The organism is Pantoea folii, from assembly GCF_056678875.1.
On sequence record NZ_JBWXON010000001.1, the window covers coordinates 335,362 to 351,472 of the forward strand.

The window sequence follows — 16,111 nt, forward strand, 5'->3', positions numbered from 1 at the left end:
TATCAGAGGGACGCGGAATATTGATGGATAAATAAATAATGTAAAACAGAGAGTTGCGCATCAAACAGCGTTGTGCATAACGGTTGGCTGTGCGTAATAAACTAATCGGGAAAGGTTTGCACTAATGGATATAAGTCTGACGGAATACACTCTTCGTTATTATATTGAACAGCAAAACGCACCGGAATAAATACCGGTGCGTTTTCAAGGGATTTATTATTTTATCTGTGCCAACGCCGCTTCAATTCGCTGAGCGATCGCTTCTTCTCCCTGCACGTTAAACACAGTCTGAAGTTCCGCCAGTTGTGATTTGTCGAAGCCGACATTTATACTGATGCGCAGATGCGATTGCAGTTGCGACTCGACACCGCTCATTCCGGCTAAAGCGCCCACAGTAGCTAACTCACGGCTTTTCCAGTCGAGATTGTCGCGCGCGAAAATGTCGCCAAACAAATGCGCTTTGAGGAACTGATCGATCGCCGGGGCGAATTCAAACAATGGCCCTTTCACCGGACTGCCCACCAGCGCCGTCTGATTGCGCGTACCGGCGGAAAGCATGTTTTCGGGCGCAGGAACCGGCCCGGCCTCGTTGCCTGGCTGATCATTTTTGCCCTGTAAGCGGCGGGCATCAATCACTTTCATCAATTCTCCCAGCGCGTTGAGGCTGCGAGGGAAACCGGCATAAGCATAAAGTTGCACCAGCACCTCACGGCACTGGCTGAGGGTCAGGCCTTCATCTAAACCCTGATTCAGCGCGTTGTTGAGTTTGGCAATATTGCCTGTGGCGGCATGGGCCGCGATCACCGCGATACTCTTTTGTTGCAGGGTCAATGGATGAGTCTGTTTTTGCCGTAGCGCGACATATTTTTTCTGTTCTGGCTCGGAGGGTTCATCAGCCAGACTCACTGAAGAGGCGAGCGCAGCGCACATCATTAATGAGGCATTGATGCTTTTCGTCATCTTTTACTCCTTACAGAGAGGCCGTGGAACCGTACTGCTCATCGCTGACTTTCTCCAGCCACTCCACCACCTGGCCATTTTCAGCTTCAGCGATAGCAATGTGCGACATGCTGTTTTCCGGTGCAGCACCGTGCCAATGTTTTACGCCTGCCGGGATCCACACAATATCGCCCGGACGGATATCACGTGCTTCACCGCCCCACTCCTGCACACGCCCCAGACCTGCTGTCACAATCAGCGTTTGCCCGAGCGGATGGATATGCCATGCCGTGCGCGCGGAGGGTTCAAAGGTCACCGTTGCGCCGCCAATACGTGCAGGTTCGCTTCCCTGAAACGGCGCATCAATACGCACCGTACCGGTGAAATACTCTGAGTTGCCTTTAACCGAAGGTTTTTCACCACTTTGCCAGACAGTGATCATCGATGTGTTCTCCTTTGCAGAAACAGCTGAGACAGATAACGCCAGTATGAGGGCAACAGCCATTCTCATTATGTCGGCTCCGTGCTTCAGGTTCGGGTGATGACCGCTCTGGAACGGGCGGCCACATTGATTGCAGCTAAAAGTGTAGGATCACGCGGATTGATTGATAAGGTAGTCAAATCAGGATGGGTTTATGAACAAAACTCACCAATAGGTGTAACTCGTCGGTCAGCCCTGATAGCGCACTGCTTCAATCAATTTAGAGAAGGCTGCGGTGTGCTGTTTACGGCTGGGATAATATAAATAGTAACCACTAAAAGGTTCGCACCAGTCTATCAGCACACACTGCAACAGACCTTCATCAATATATTTCCGCACAGAATCTTCCGGCGCATACAAAATCCCCATGCCGCCAAGTGCCGCTTCAATACGCGAACTGAGGTTATTGAAAATAAGCTGGCCTTCCACTTTGACGCGAATCTCTTTTTTATCTTTGGTGAACTCCCAGTTATACAATCCACCCAGTGTCGGCAAGCGCATATTGATACAGTTGTGATGCTGCAATTCATACGGCGTTTCAGGAATACCGTGATGTTTAAAATACTCGGGGGTCGCAACCACCAGCATTCTCCAGTCAGGACCGATACGCACCGCCACCATATCCTTTTCCACCTGCTCGCCTAATCTCACCCCGGCATCGAAACGCCCGCTCACAATATCGGTCAGGGTGTTATCGACGGAGAGTTCAATGTTCACGTCAGGGTATTGCTGAAGATAGGGTTTAATTAATGGCCACAGGGTGGAGTGCAGCGCATGTTCACCGGCGGTAATCCGTATATTACCCGAGGTGCGCGTCTGGTGTTCAGTCAATGCCACCAGCGCTTTTTCAATATCTGACATCAAGGGCGCAATATTCTGGATAAGTTGCTCGCCAGCTTCCGTGGGTGCCACGCTGCGGGTGGTGCGCGTCAACAGACGCGTCTTAAGCCGCTCTTCCAGGCCGCGCATCGCATGGCTTAGTGCGGATTGAGAGACACCCAATTTGGCGGCGGCACGGGTAAAACTGCGTTCCCGGGCGACCATCACCAGATAAACCAGATCGCTGAAATTTTCTCTTAGCATCGCCTACTCACATCTCTTTCCGGGTTCAATAACACGCTCAAAAACACGAAGAATTCGGGCTGCTGTAGCACGAACATATCGTTTCCCTGCCCTCAACTCTTACTCAATGTGTAAGTAAACACCCGGCCATTCCTGGTTTGCACGGTAAGTGTCTTGCCTGCGGTAGTATCCAGCGTACGGGCTTCGCTGTATTTCCACATCATAAGGCGTTGCCCTTCCGGATAAGGGGATTCAGAATCAGGCGGCCCAAACATATTTATCAACTCGGCTCTGGTGGTTTTACCGGTCTGTATTTTCTGAATGTTCGCGGTATCGAAATTATGCCCGACGGAGCTTGAGCACGCTGACAGCATAAACATTAAACCCGGGATCCAATATGCTCTCATTAAACTCCCCCCTCATGCTGTAAGCCATAAATATAAAACCTCTACATTATAGAGAGTTAACGCCACTTTTAATCGGCGAAGAATCTTAATTATTTCCCACAAGTCCATTCATTTTATTTTTTTCGCAAAAGCTTAGTGCAATTCCTTGGTTCTCCTCGCGGGTGCGGCATTTGATGATGAAATCCGCCCGCCGGGCTATTGAATCATAAGGAATTCACCATGAATAAGCATTTTCACTTGCAGGCATTAAGCTTAGCCCTGCTGACAGGGATATTTAGCGCACACGCGGCGGACACTCCGGTCAAGGGAGGTACGCTGGTGTATCTTGAACAGCAACCGCATACCAACCTCTATCCGCCTGCCGGTGGTTTCTACCCCAACGGCGGTATCCTCAACCAGATCACCGATAAACTGACGTGGCAGAATCCAAAGACGCTGCAGGTTGAACCCTGGGTAGCGGAAAGCTGGAGCAGCAACGCCGATAAAACTGAATACACTTTTAAAATTCGTCCGGGCGTCACCTTCTCTGATGGCACGCCACTGGATGCCAACGCGGTGGCCAAAAACTTTGATACCTACGGTCTCGGTAATAAAGCCCTGCGCTTGCCGGTTTCGGAAGTGATCAATAACTACGACCACAGTGAAGTCATCGATCCGCTGACGGTGAAGTTTTATTTTAAAAAACCCTCTCCGGGATTTTTACAGGGCACCGCAACCATCGGATCTGGCTTAGTGTCTCTGAGCACCCTGCAACGAAGCTTCGATCAACTGGGTGACGCACGCCATATTATTGGCTCCGGTCCGTTTGTGGTCAGTGATGAAAAACTCGGGCGTGAAGTCGATCTCACCGCGCGTAAAGATTATCAGTGGGGGCCGAAAAATATCGCCCAGCAAGGCCCGGCCAATCTCGATGGCATCAAAATTATCGTCACGCCGGAAGACAGCGTGCGTATCGGCGCATTGTTGGCGGGCCAGGCAGACTTTATCCGCCAGGTGCAAGCCTATGACGAAAAACAGGCGCAGCAGCAAAACTTCCCGATATATGCAGCCCCCACACGCGGAATCAATGACAGTATCAGCTTCCGCCCCGATAACTCGCTGGTGAGTGATGTGAATGTGCGACAGGCGTTGCTGCATGCAACAAACGCCCAACAAGTGGTAAAAACACTCTTCTCGCCAAACTATCCGCAAGCCACCTCGGTCATTGCCAACTCAGCAGCAGGTTACGTCAACCTGTCCGACAAGCTGAAGTATGATCCTGCTTTGGCAAAGCAGTTGCTGGATAAAGCTGGCTGGCAAGTCGGCAGTGACGGTATCCGCGAGAAAGACGGTAAAAAGCTTGCACTGACAATCTATGAATCACTGCCACAGCCTCAAAACAAAGAAGTCCTGCAACTGGTGGCACAGCAGTGGCGTCAGGTCGGTGTAGCGCTGGCAGTCAAAGCCGGTGATGCGGGCAGCCGTACGCTAGACAATCTCGAGCCCCTGAAAACACCATTGACGGTCTCGGAAGTGGGTCGTGCCGATCCGGATGTGATCAAAAGCCAGTTCTACCCCACTAACCGTGATGCGCTGCTGCAAAAAGGCGGCTCCAGCGACAAGGTGCAAAACTTCCGCGACGACAAGCTGAATGCACTGCTGGTGGATATCTCGGCGGAAGTGGATCCGGCTAAACGTTTGGCTCTGACCGGTGATGTCCAACGCTATCTGCTCGATCAGGCTTACGTGATCCCCATCTTCGAAGAGCCGCAAGTGTTCGCAGGTGCTCCCTGGTTCAAAGGCGTGAGCTTTGAAGCGGTGGGCCGTCCTTCGTTCTACGGCGCATGGCTGGAAAAACACTAAGGCAGGCTGATGATGCAACGTTCTCTGCTGCGAAGAGTGGGTCAAAGCGTGCTGGTATTGTGGGCCGCATTTACCCTGTCGTTCTTGCTGCTGCAGGTGCTGCCGGGCGATGCGGTGCTGATTAAATTTCAGAACCCGGATCTGGGCTTAAGCCCGGATCAGATCGCTGAGATGCGGCTGGCTTATGGCGCGGATAACCCACTGTGGCAGCAATATTTCCATACGCTGCTGGCGATGCTGCACGGTGATTTTGGCTATTCGGTACAGGCTGGCGTGTCAGTGAGCGATCTGTTGATCAGCAATCTGCCCGCCACCCTGCAGCTGGCGGTGCTGGGTTTTGCGCTGGCCACGTTACTGGCCTTTGCGCTGGCGGCACTGTCTCGCTTGCCCGCACTGCGTCTGCTGCGTTCGTTGCTGCAATCCGTTCCTGCGCTGTTTATCTCGCTGCCGACCTTTTGGCTCGGCATCGCGTTAATTCAGCTGTTCTCCTTCCAGTTGCGCTGGATACCGGTGATCAACCCGTCGCCGTTGCAGGGTTTAATCCTGCCGGTGATCACCGTGGCGATCCCGATCTCCGCGCCGCTGGCACAAATCCTGCTGCGCAGTATTGACCAGATCTCAACGCAGCCCTTTGTGGCGGTGGCGCGAGCCAAAGGCGCCAGCGCCAGTCGCGTGCTGTGGCGACACGTGATGCGCAATGCGCTGCTGCCGGTGCTCAACGTGGCCGGTCTGCTTTTAGGCGAGTTAATCGCCGGCGCGCTGATCACCGAAACCGTATTTGGCCTCAGCGGTATCGGTCAACTGACGCAGCAGGCGGTCAATAATCAGGATGTCGCCGTATTACAGGCGGTAGTGATGATCTCTGCACTGGCCTTTGTCCTGATCAATCTGCTGGTCGATGTGCTGATGCCACTGTTCGATCCCCGTTTGCAACCTATCGCCGGAGGAAGCCGATGAGCCTCGTCGATTACGCTACCGCTCGCCAACACGGCGCCCCCCCTCGTACTCAACGCAGCTGGCAGATTCAGCCCGGACTCTGGCTGGCCTGGGCGGTGATGCTGCTGGCCCTATTAGCGGCATTCGCGCCAGGATTATTGACTCATTACAACCCGACCCAAGGGGTGTCCGGTGCGCAACGTTTAGCGCCGCAGGCCGCGTATTGGCTCGGGACCGATCAGCTCGGCCGCGATCTGTTTACCCGTATTGTTTACGGTGCTTCACAGTCACTGGCCGCCGCCTTTGCCGCCGTGGCGATGGGCCTGATTGGCGGCACCACGCTGGGCGTATTGGCGGGCGCTGTGGGCGGGCGCACGGAAAACACCTTGATGCGCCTTGTCGATGTGCTGCTTTCCATCCCCTCATTACTGCTGTCACTTAGCGTACTGATTCTGCTGGAATTTGGCACAGTGCATGCCGCGCTGGCCGTGGGGATTGCCTCCATCGCCAGTTTTGCCCGGCTGGCGCGTGGTGAAGTGGTGCGTGTGCGTCGCAGCGAATATGTCGAAGCGGCCTACGGCAGTGGCGGCAGCTTTTGGCTGGTGCTGTGGCGCCACATTTTACCCAACTCGCTGACGGCGGTAATTGCCTTTGCCGCACTGCAGTTTGGTCAGGCAATTCTGGCGCTCTCCACCCTCAGTTTCCTGGGCTACGGCACACCGCCACCTTCACCAGAATGGGGATTACTGATTGCTGAAGGGCGTAACTACCTGGCCACCGCCTGGTGGCTCACCACTTTCCCCGGCATCGTGGTGGTGGCCGTGGTGCTGGCGGCGAATCGCATTAGTCAACAGATCGCCGGAGGTGGCGCATGAGTGCATTACTCGCAATAGAAAATCTTTCCCTGAGCTATCAACAGCGCGGGCAGTGGCGTGAAGTGGTGCACAACGTGAGCTTCACCTTGCAGGCAGGTGAAATGGTGGCATTAGTCGGCGAATCCGGCTCCGGTAAAACCACCACCGCACAGGCGATTATTGGCCTGCTGGCCGAAAATGGTCGTCGCGACAGCGGCAAGATCGTGTTAAACGGCACCGATATTGCCGACTGGTCAGCCAAACGTATGGACAGCCTGCGCGGCGTCAGTATCAGCCTGGTGCCGCAGGATCCCGGCAACTCACTCAACCCGGTGAAAACCATCGGCGATCAGGTGGGTGAGATGCTGCAACTGCATCAGAAAATCAGCAAGTCTGAGCGCCAGCAGCGTGTACTGGAACTGCTGGAAAAAGTCGGGTTGAGCCATCCGCAACAGCGACTGACGCAGTATCCGCATCAGCTTTCTGGCGGCATGAAGCAGCGGGTATTGATTGCGATCGCCCTCGCCTTGCGACCGCAAATTATCATCGCGGATGAGCCCACCAGCGCGCTGGATGTCACGGTGCAGAAACGCATTCTGGATCTGCTGGATGTGCTGCGCCGTGAGTCGGGCACCGCGGTGTTGTTTGTCACGCACGATCTGGCGCTGGCGGCTGAACGAGCCGACCGGTTGCTGGTATTCCGTCACGGCGAGATTCAGGAACAAGGGCCAGCCGCTCAGGTGTTTAACGCGCCACAACATCCCTACACGCGCCAGCTGCTGCAGGATGCTTCACCAGACCACACGGCGCTGGCGATTTTACCTGAAGCAAAGTTTTCGACACCCGCGATCCAGCTTTCAGCCATCAACAAGCAGTTCTCACTCGGTAAACAGCAGCAGTTACAGGTCGCCAGACAGGTCAGCCTGACAGTGCCACGCGGCACCACGCACGCACTGGTCGGTGAATCCGGCTCCGGTAAAACCACGCTGGCGCGCATTCTGATGGGATTTGAACAGGCTGACAGTGGACGCGTGGTGATCGACGGCATTGATGCCAGTGCGCTGCGCGGTGAAGCGCTGCGCCAACTCCGACGCAAAATCCAGTTCGTGTATCAGAATCCGTTTGCATCACTTGATCCGCGCCAGACGCTGTTTGCCATTATCGAAGAACCGCTGCGTAATTTCGAAAAACTCAGTGCCGATGTTCGTCGTCAGCGGGTTGAAGCCGTGGCTCAGCGAGTGGCATTGCCAGTGGAATTACTCACGCGTAAACCGCGTGAACTCTCCGGGGGTCAACGTCAGCGCGTGGCGATTGCGCGCGCACTGATCCTGCAACCGGCGATACTGGTGCTGGATGAAGCCACCTCGGCACTGGATGTCACCGTACAGGCGCAAATCCTGCAGTTGTTGCAACAGCTGCAACAGGAACTGGGATTAACCTATCTGTTTATCACCCACGATCTCGCTACGGTACGCCGCATTGCGCATAGCGTGACCGTACTGAGAGCGGGCGAAGTGGTCGAGCAAGATGACACCGTCACATTATTTAACGCACCTCAGCATACTTACACCCGTGCACTGATTGACGCCATCCCCGCTATCCGTCCGCTGATTAAGGAGTCTGCATGACGCGTAAACGCATTGGCTTTTTCACTCGCCTGCTGGATGAGGTATCGGCGCAAGAGCGTTATCGCCTTGCGACCGAACAGATTCAGCACGCCGAACGTTTGGGATTCGACAGCGCCTGGATCGCTCAGCATCATTTTCATGAGAAGGAAGGCGGTCTGCCTGCGCCACTGGTTTTCCTCGCCCACGTGGCCGCGCACACCCGCACGATTCGTCTTGGCACTGGCATTATTACGCTGGCGATGGAAAACGCGCTGCGCGTGGCAGAGGACGCCGCCGTATTAGACCTGCTCAGTCATGAGCGGCTGGAAGTCGGATTGGGATCGGGCGGCACAAAAACCTCTTTCCTGCCCTTTGGCTTGACCATCGATCAACGCGCCAGTGTGTTTGCCGACCAGCTGCACACGCTGCTTAGCGCCTGGCGAGGCGATACCCTCGCGCACCCGGACAATCATCTCTACCCGCCCGCGCCAACGCTGGCACAGCGCGTGTGGATCGCCACATTCTCAGTTGAGGGTGCGGCGCGAGCGGGCGCCGCTGGCCATGGCTTGATGTTGTCACGCACGCAACCGCGTCCGCCAGGCCAGCCTGATTTGCCGCTGGAGGCGATACAAAATCCGATGATCGATGCCTATCTGGCCGCGCTGCCGGCCGGTATTGCACCGCGCATCCTCGCCTCACGCACCGCGTTTGTTGCCGATTCAAATGACTATGCGCGTCGTCTCGCAGAGCCAGGATTGCGGCGCCAGGCTGAGCAGTTCCAGGCTGCTGGCCACGTCATCACCGGCCATTCGCTGGAAAGCCATGCGCGCCAGCTTGATGCGCACTTTGGCGATGCACCTGCGGTGTTGGCGTCATTACGCGCCGACTCGACCTTGCAACGTGTCACCGATATCACCTTCCAGGTGCACTCAATCGATCCGCCACACGCCGACATTCTGCGTTCCATTGAATTAATCGCTGATCACATCGCCCCAGAGCTACGTGCTCTGGAACAGGCTTAACAGGAGAATATGATGTCTCAACCCATTGATTTACTTGCCGCCTTAGCGGATATCGATCCCGCATCAGAACTCGCGTTAGCACGCAATGAGCGCCACGCTGCCACTCAACACACGCAAGGCAGCTATGAGGTGCTGTTTGGTGAAGATGATGCGGACCTTCCGCTGCAATGGCGGTTTGCCTTCGCCGCGCAGGTCGCCGACTGGCACGGCGCCACCCGCTTACAGGCACATTATCAGCAACAGGTGAACAACAAGGCACATGACGCGCGCTTTGCGGCCGGTCACGCCTTTGCCGAACTGCTCAGCCTGCACCCGGTGGATGCAGCGCCCAAACACATTCAAAACCTGCAAAGCGCTGGCTGGACGCCACGTGGCATCGTCACCCTCGCACAGTTAATCGCATTTGTGAGCTTTCAAAGTCGTTTACTGACCGGCTTACGCCTGCTCAACGGCGAGCAGAGTGACGTGCAAGCGCACGCCGTGGCTGGCAAGTGGCACGATGCACCGTTGACGTTGAGTGGCCAAACCGCCCTCACCGCCTTTACCCAGCAAGAGTTAGGCTGGGAACCCTGGCTGGCAGCCAAACCGCTCCACGAATTCACCGCCGATGAACAGGCTACCTTGAAGAAAAATGGCCACAGCGACTCCGATTATTTCCGTCTGCTGGCACGTCATCTGCCGCTGCTGGAACAGCGTACGCTGACCGACAAGGGCATCTTTTACACCGCTGGCGGATTGCCGCGTGCCGAGCGTGAACTGGCAGCCACCGTGGTCAGTAAAGTGAATGGCTGCATCTTCTGCGCTTCGGTCCACGCGCGTAAAGCCAGCCAATTATCAAAAGACGATGCGGCAGTACAAAAGCTGCTGAATGTTGCACCGGGCGCAGAATTGGCACACGGCCAGTCACCACGCTGGGCCGCGATTATTGACCTGGTCGCGACGCTTTCCATTACCCCCGCTGCCGCCAGCCTGCAGCAGGTGCAGACGTTACGCGATCAGGGCTTGAGTACGCTGGAACTGCTTGATGTGATCCAGTCCGCCGCTTTCTTTGCCTGGGCAAACCGTTTGATGTTGACACTGGGCGAGCCATTTTTACCTGAACAATCACAAGGATGACCATGACCGGGCAAACCCACTCCACGCAGCGTTTTCACATCACCCTGACCGGTAAAGGCGCGCATGCCGCACGGCCACATGAAGGCATTGATGTGATTGTGATCGGCAGCCATATCGTTTCCGCGCTCTATGCACTCCCCAGTCGTCATCGCCAATGGACGCTGGGCATCACGCGCTTAACGGCCGGTAACAGCTGGAATGTGCTGCCTCAGACGGCGGAGATCGAGGGCATCGTGCGCAGTCTGGATCAGCACACCGATAGGCAAATCACCACCCTGATTGCCGGCATTGCCGCCGGTTTTGGCGCGGAAACGCACGTCAACTGGCAGCCACTGTCAGCATCCGAACCGGACGCGCCAACATGGGCGCAGTGACTATGAGAGCAAGGAGGAAAGCGATGGCGATTTCCGTACCGATTCCCCGTCTGGGTCATGTGGTGATCAACGTGGCCGATCAGTTAGATGAGGCCAGTGCGCTGTTTCGTCGGTTGGGGTTTCAGCTCACCGAACGCGGCCATCATTCACTCGGATCCAGTAACCATCTGGCCGTGTTTGGTGATAACTATCTTGAGCTGCTCGGCTTCGAGCCGGGGCGCGCCAGTTTACGTCAGGATGTGTGGCAGTCACCCATTGGCCTGAGCGGGTTGGTGTGGAAGACCGACGATGCCGATGCGGTATGGCGTTATCTTGAGAGCCAGGACATTGATGGCGCTGTGCCTGCCAGCTTCTTCCGTCCGGTACAGTTGCCGGATGGCAATGAGGATCAGGCGCGTTTCCGCACCGTGCCGTTACGACCGGCGCTGGTGCCGAATGGGCGCAGTTTCTTTTGCCAGCACGAGACGCCACACGCGGTGTGGCAGGATGCATGGCGTCAGCATCCCAACGGCGTGACCGATATTGTCGAATTTGTGGTGGTGGCACAGGATCCTGCGGCGGCAGCACAACCTTACAGTCGGTTATTTGGGGCTAATGCGCTCACCGCCTGCCAGGAAGGTGCCTTCGTATTAAAAGCTGGCGTGGCGACGGTGCGCTTCGCGGCTGCCGGCTATGTCACACAGCGTTTCGCTGGATTACCACCCGATTACAACGGCAGTGCACGCATGGCGGCGTTAAGCTTACGCAGCGTGGATCTGCGCAAGGTGAAAGCCAGCTTATTACTGGGCGATATCCCGTTCCACGAAGAGGAATCCGCGCTTATCGTCAGCGCTGAGCATGCTTTTGGCGTGGCGCTGCGGTTTCAGCAGTCAGCTTGAGCTTTGCGGGCGGCCCATGGGCCGCACCTCTTAAATAGCGCTCTTGAGCTGTGATCGCGGCTAACCCTGGTATCAGAAGATCTTTACCCATTGCCCCTTTATGCCATTTCGTCACTTCCCTAAGGTTCTGTTAATCTTTAAACCTCAATATGCCCTCACTAACATGAGGGTATGAATGATATGAAATCGTTTTTTTTCAGTTTGATGGATGGATTGCCATATTGATGAGTGTTTTTACCATTACAGCCTTTTTTATTATTTGGTTTTCAACCTAACAACATCAATGAATTTTATCACTGGGCATTTTAACATCACTCATGCATTTAATCATTCCATCGTAGATATTAATAACACCTTTTAAAAGCTTGTTTAATTTATAACGCCAATCAAGTAGCCCCCCATTTAAACATCAGATTAATAACCTAACTAACTTCACAGATCCTGAAAAAAATTGACACTCTGATTGCATCGGGGTCGCAATGGGTTACTGTTAAATTCTTGTAACAAATGTAACCAAAAGGATCCGTATGAAAACCTCTCTGCGTTTTTTAACAACCTCTGTACTGGCAGGACTCTCCTTCTCTGCGTTTGCGGCTGTACCTGCAGGTTATCCCGCTGAGTATCAGAAAGTCATTGATGCAGCGACAAAAGAGGGCAAAGTGGTGGTGTATTCTACCACTGACACCAAAGCAGCGGGCCCGTTGATCAAAGGCTTTGAGTCACTGTATCCGGGCATCAAAGTTGAATATAACGACATGAACAGCACCGAACTCTATAACCGTTACATCAGTGAGCAGGCCTCGGGTAGCGGCAGCGGTGATGTGGTATGGAGTTCATCCATGGATACCGCGCTAAAGCTGGCCACGGAATATGCGGCGGAATATGCCTCGCCTGAGCAAAGCAAAATACCAAAATGGGCAGTGTGGCAAAATAAAGCTTACGGCACGACCTACGAACCGGTGGTGTTTATTTACAACAATAAACTCATCCCAAAAGACACCGCGCCTGACTCTCACACCGCACTGGCTAAAATGATTGCAGCCGATCCGGCTAAATTCAAAAATAAAGTGACCACTTACGATATTGAAAAATCAGGATTAGGTTTCATGCTGACGGTTCAGGACAGCAAAGTGGATCCGCAATACAAAGAAAACCTGGCGGGGATGGCGAAAGGGGGTCTGACGGTACAATCTTCGACTGGCACGATGATGGAGCGCGTCTCTTCAGGTGAGAATTTGATTGGCTTTAATATTCTCGGTTCTTATGCCGAAGCCCGAGCGAAGAACGATCCGGCATTGGGCATCGCTTACCCGAAAGATTATATCCTGGTGCTGTCTCGCGTTTCGTTTATCACCGAAGATGGTGAGCATGAGAACGCCGCTAAATTGTGGCTGGATTATGTATTGTCAGAAAAGGGACAGAATATCCTGGCAAATCAGGCGGACATCCCTTCCCTGCGCAATGATATTGAAGGCAAAAACGATATTGACGGTATGACCAAAATGCTGGGCGATGCTCTGAAGCCGATTCCGGTGGATGAATCACTGCTGGAATATCTGGAACCGGCAAAACGCCTGGAATTTATTAAACAGTGGCGTACCGCCGCCGGGAAATAATGCTCCCCACGTTATGCGCCCGTCGCGGCGCATAACATCTCCTTTCGCCTCCGGTGTTTGATAGGGTTGGCATATGAGCAGGTTACTAAAAAAGTGGCAGAGTTTGCCACGTGCATTGATTGTTCTGATCACGGCATTGGTTATTTACGTGCCGCTGATGTTTATTGTGGTGCAGAGTTTTCTCTCCGCGCCGTTCTTTGCCAAAAAGAAAGAGCTGACGCTCGGTTCATTTGGATTTATTTTCTCCGATCCTGATTTTTATAAGGCGCTGGAGTCGGGCTTTATTCTGGCGTTTGGTCTGGTGATCATTGCTATTCCACTCGGCGGTATTTTGGCCTTCCTGATGGTCAGAACCAACCTGCCAGGACGCCGCCTGATTGAGCCATTGATTCTGGTGCCGATCTTTGTCTCGCCGATGGTGCTGGCCTTTGGCTATGTGGTTGCCGCCGGCCCGGTGGGCTTCTTGTCGCAATGGGCGAATCAACTGTTTGGCGTGGTGCCGTGGAACATCTACTCGATGACCAGCATCGTGGTGATCGCCGGACTCACTCACGTGCCGCACGCCTATCTCTACATCTCATCGGCACTGCGCAGCGTCAGCTCCGATGTGGAGGAAGCCGCGCGCACGGTCGGCGCTTCACCGTTGCAGGTCATGACTTCCGTTAGCCTGCCGATGGTGCGCCCTTCGATTCTGTATGCCTGTGTGCTGCTGTTCTTCCTGGGATTAGAGGTGTTCGGCCTGATGCTGGTACTGGGCGATCCCGAAGGCAACATGGTGCTCGCCACCTACCTGTATAAGCTGACCAACAAGCTCGGCACGCCTTCCTACCACCTGATGGCCGCTGTCGCCGTGGTGCTGATCTGTTTTACCGTGCCACTGGTGATGCTGCAGCGCTGGCTGATGCGCACCGCCAACCGTTTTGTCACCATGAAAGGCAAAGCGTCACAAGCGCGCGCCCTGCCGTTGGGTAAATGGCGCTGGATCGCTGGTGCGGTGGTGTTGGCCTGGCTGACCATCACCATCGGCGTGCCGCTACTGGGCGTGGTGATGCGTGCGTTTATCTCGCACTGGGGCGTCGGCGTCTCACTGTGGGATGAAATATCCTTCGCGACCTTCCGCAGTATCTGGGATCAACCCAATCTGTTGCGTGCCATCGTCAACTCGATGCTGATTGGGGTGATCGGCGGCGCGGTGGCGGTGATCTGTTATTTGTTTGTCGGCATCGCCATGCATCGCAAGCAGGATCAGGTGACACGCTTCCTGGATTACAGCGTGCTGGTGCCGCGTGCCGTGCCGGGACTGTTAGCCGGTCTGGCTTTTCTCTGGGTGTTTCTGTTCATTCCGATGTGGCTCGATCAGTCCCTGAAAAACGGCTGGCTCTCCAGCCTGCCAGTTGCTGACTGGCTGCGGGAAAACTTTATTGTTTGGCTGCGTTCCCTGCGTCAAACCATCTTTAGCGTCTGGCTGGCCTATACCGTGGTGTGGATGGCTTACGGCTTGCGCCTGATCTCCTCAACGCTGTTGCAGGTCGGCCCTGAACTGGAAGAAGCTGCACGCAGCGTGGGTGCCACCCCGGGACAAACCACGCGCCACGTGACCGTGCCGCTGTCTCGCCACGGCCTGATTGGCTCCTGGTTGCTGATGTTCCTGATTTTTGAGCGTGAATACTCAACCGGTGTATATCTGCTATCACCCGGCACCGAAACCATCGGTTCAATGCTGGTCTCACTGTGGTCAGCGGGCGCCATTGATATCGTGGCTGCGCTCTCCCTGATTAATATCGTGCTGGTGGTGATCGGCCTCGGCATCGCTTTACGCTTTGGAGTGAAATTACATGATTGAATTATCGGTAGATAACTTGCATCTGATGTACGGCGATAATCCTGTATTGAAAGGCGTATCGATGCAGTTGAAAAAAGGCGAAGTAGTTTCACTGCTGGGCCCATCAGGCAGCGGCAAAACCACCCTGCTGCGTGCCGTAGCCGGTCTGGAAAAACCGTCTCAGGGGCGTATCAATATCGGCAAGAATGTGGTGTTTGACGGCACGCCTAAAAGCGAGATTCCGGCTGAAGAGCGCAATCTCGGTCTGGTGTTCCAGTCTTACGCACTGTGGCCGCACAAAACCGTGTTTGAGAACGTGGCCTACCCGCTGAAGTTGCGCAAAGTGGATAAGGCAGAAATCAATCAACGCGTGCAAGCGGTGCTGGATCAATTAGGGCTCGGGCATCTCGGCAAACGCCATCCGCATCAGCTTTCCGGCGGACAGCAACAGCGCGTGGCGATTGGCCGTGCACTAGTCTACAACCCGCCGGTGATTCTGCTGGATGAACCGCTCTCTAACCTCGATGCCAAACTGCGTGAAGAGGCGCGCGTGTTCTTGCGCGAGCTGATTATTCGTCTCGGACTGTCTGCCTTAATGGTGACGCATGACCAGAACGAAGCCATGGCGATCTCTGACCGTATTCTGTTGCTGAATAACGGCGTGATTGAACAACAAGGCACACCACAAGAGATGTACAGCCAGCCTTCAACGCTGTTTGCCGCTGAGTTTATGGGCAGCAATAACCGTCTGCACGGCAAAATCACCCACGTTGAAGGCGGCCGGGCACGTATTGCCGGGGCAAAATGGGCGCTGTGGGGTAAACCGAGTGGCGATGTGCAGGTTGGACAGGAAGGAACAGCGGTGATACGCGTCGAACGTATGAATATCGCTGACACCACTGATGACAACGCACTTGAGCTGCCCTTGCTCACCAGTATGTATTTAGGCGATCGCTGGGAATATCTGTTCCGAACCGAGGGGGATGATTTTGCGCTGCGCGCGTATGGCAAGGAGTTCCGCGGGAATCAGCGCTTCCGCGTCTCACTGCCGCAAGAGGATCTGTGGATTTTCGCTAAAGATTGATTGCTAGCAGCAGGGTCGATTATGGAGAAGGCGGCCTTTCGGCCGCTTTATTGAGGTTTTGACCCTGCATT

General features: G+C 54.7%; 14 protein-coding genes. 11 read left to right on the forward strand and 3 right to left on the reverse strand.

Annotated features, from left to right (window positions below; translation table 11 throughout):
* Positions 1 to 216: 216 nt before the first annotated feature.
* The 3 genes from AC1MDE_RS01675 to AC1MDE_RS01685 all read right to left on the reverse strand — a co-directional run bounded on the left by AC1MDE_RS01675 (position 217) and on the right by AC1MDE_RS01685 (position 2,503).
* The gene (locus AC1MDE_RS01675) at positions 217 to 960 is read right to left on the reverse strand and encodes a carboxymuconolactone decarboxylase family protein (RefSeq protein WP_082678143.1); all 744 of its coding nucleotides are present in this window, start codon (positions 958 to 960) and stop codon (positions 217 to 219) included.
* Between the two features lie 10 nt (positions 961 to 970).
* Positions 971 to 1,450, reverse strand: a complete 480-nt coding sequence (locus AC1MDE_RS01680; RefSeq protein WP_058961718.1) for a (R)-mandelonitrile lyase — start codon at positions 1,448 to 1,450, stop codon at positions 971 to 973.
* Positions 1,451 to 1,609: 159 nt separating this feature from the next.
* Entirely contained in the window at positions 1,610 to 2,503 is an 894-nt protein-coding gene (locus tag AC1MDE_RS01685) for a LysR family transcriptional regulator (protein WP_479400056.1), read from the reverse strand.
* 605 nt (positions 2,504 to 3,108) lie between these two features.
* Between AC1MDE_RS01685 and AC1MDE_RS01690 the strand changes: the two genes are divergently transcribed.
* From AC1MDE_RS01690 to AC1MDE_RS01740, 11 genes are all read left to right on the forward strand, one after another.
* Positions 3,109 to 4,731, forward strand: coding sequence for a TIGR04028 family ABC transporter substrate-binding protein (locus tag AC1MDE_RS01690; RefSeq protein ID WP_479400055.1), 1,623 nt, complete (start codon positions 3,109 to 3,111; stop codon positions 4,729 to 4,731).
* A gap of 12 nt (positions 4,732 to 4,743) precedes the next feature.
* A complete protein-coding gene (locus tag AC1MDE_RS01695) occupies positions 4,744 to 5,688 on the forward strand; it encodes an ABC transporter permease (protein WP_200573092.1) in 945 nt (314 codons plus the stop codon).
* The gene (locus AC1MDE_RS01700) at positions 5,685 to 6,542 is read left to right on the forward strand and encodes an ABC transporter permease (protein ID WP_058961723.1); all 858 of its coding nucleotides are present in this window, start codon (positions 5,685 to 5,687) and stop codon (positions 6,540 to 6,542) included. The genes AC1MDE_RS01695 and AC1MDE_RS01700 overlap by 4 nt, the downstream gene beginning before the upstream one ends.
* Entirely contained in the window at positions 6,539 to 8,149 is a 1,611-nt protein-coding gene (locus AC1MDE_RS01705; protein ID WP_058961724.1) for a dipeptide ABC transporter ATP-binding protein, read from the forward strand. Before AC1MDE_RS01700 ends, AC1MDE_RS01705 begins: the two co-directional genes overlap by 4 nt.
* Positions 8,146 to 9,150 (forward strand): putative FMN-dependent luciferase-like monooxygenase, encoded by a 1,005-nt coding sequence (locus AC1MDE_RS01710; protein WP_058961725.1) that lies wholly within the window; start codon positions 8,146 to 8,148, stop codon positions 9,148 to 9,150. Before AC1MDE_RS01705 ends, AC1MDE_RS01710 begins: the two co-directional genes overlap by 4 nt.
* 12 nt (positions 9,151 to 9,162) lie before the next feature.
* Positions 9,163 to 10,266 carry an alkylhydroperoxidase domain protein gene (locus AC1MDE_RS01715; RefSeq protein WP_479400392.1) on the forward strand — a complete coding sequence of 368 codons (1,104 nt, stop codon included), beginning with the start codon at positions 9,163 to 9,165 and terminating at the stop codon, positions 10,264 to 10,266.
* Between the two features lie 2 nt (positions 10,267 to 10,268).
* A complete protein-coding gene (locus tag AC1MDE_RS01720; protein ID WP_480344161.1) occupies positions 10,269 to 10,640 on the forward strand; it encodes a peptidase dimerization domain-containing protein in 372 nt (123 codons plus the stop codon).
* Between the two features lie 23 nt (positions 10,641 to 10,663).
* On the forward strand, positions 10,664 to 11,518 hold the full coding sequence (locus AC1MDE_RS01725) for a VOC family protein (protein WP_058961727.1): 855 nt from the start codon (positions 10,664 to 10,666) through the stop codon (positions 11,516 to 11,518).
* Positions 11,519 to 12,045: 527 nt separating this feature from the next.
* Complete coding sequence (locus AC1MDE_RS01730) at positions 12,046 to 13,134, forward strand: ABC transporter substrate-binding protein (RefSeq protein ID WP_058961728.1); 1,089 nt, start codon at positions 12,046 to 12,048, stop codon at positions 13,132 to 13,134.
* 73 nt (positions 13,135 to 13,207) lie between these two features.
* A complete protein-coding gene (locus AC1MDE_RS01735) occupies positions 13,208 to 14,977 on the forward strand; it encodes an ABC transporter permease (RefSeq protein ID WP_200572819.1) in 1,770 nt (589 codons plus the stop codon).
* Positions 14,970 to 16,040, forward strand: coding sequence for an ABC transporter ATP-binding protein (locus tag AC1MDE_RS01740; RefSeq protein WP_479401678.1), 1,071 nt, complete (start codon positions 14,970 to 14,972; stop codon positions 16,038 to 16,040). Before AC1MDE_RS01735 ends, AC1MDE_RS01740 begins: the two co-directional genes overlap by 8 nt.
* The last annotated feature ends 71 nt before the right edge of the window (positions 16,041 to 16,111 follow it).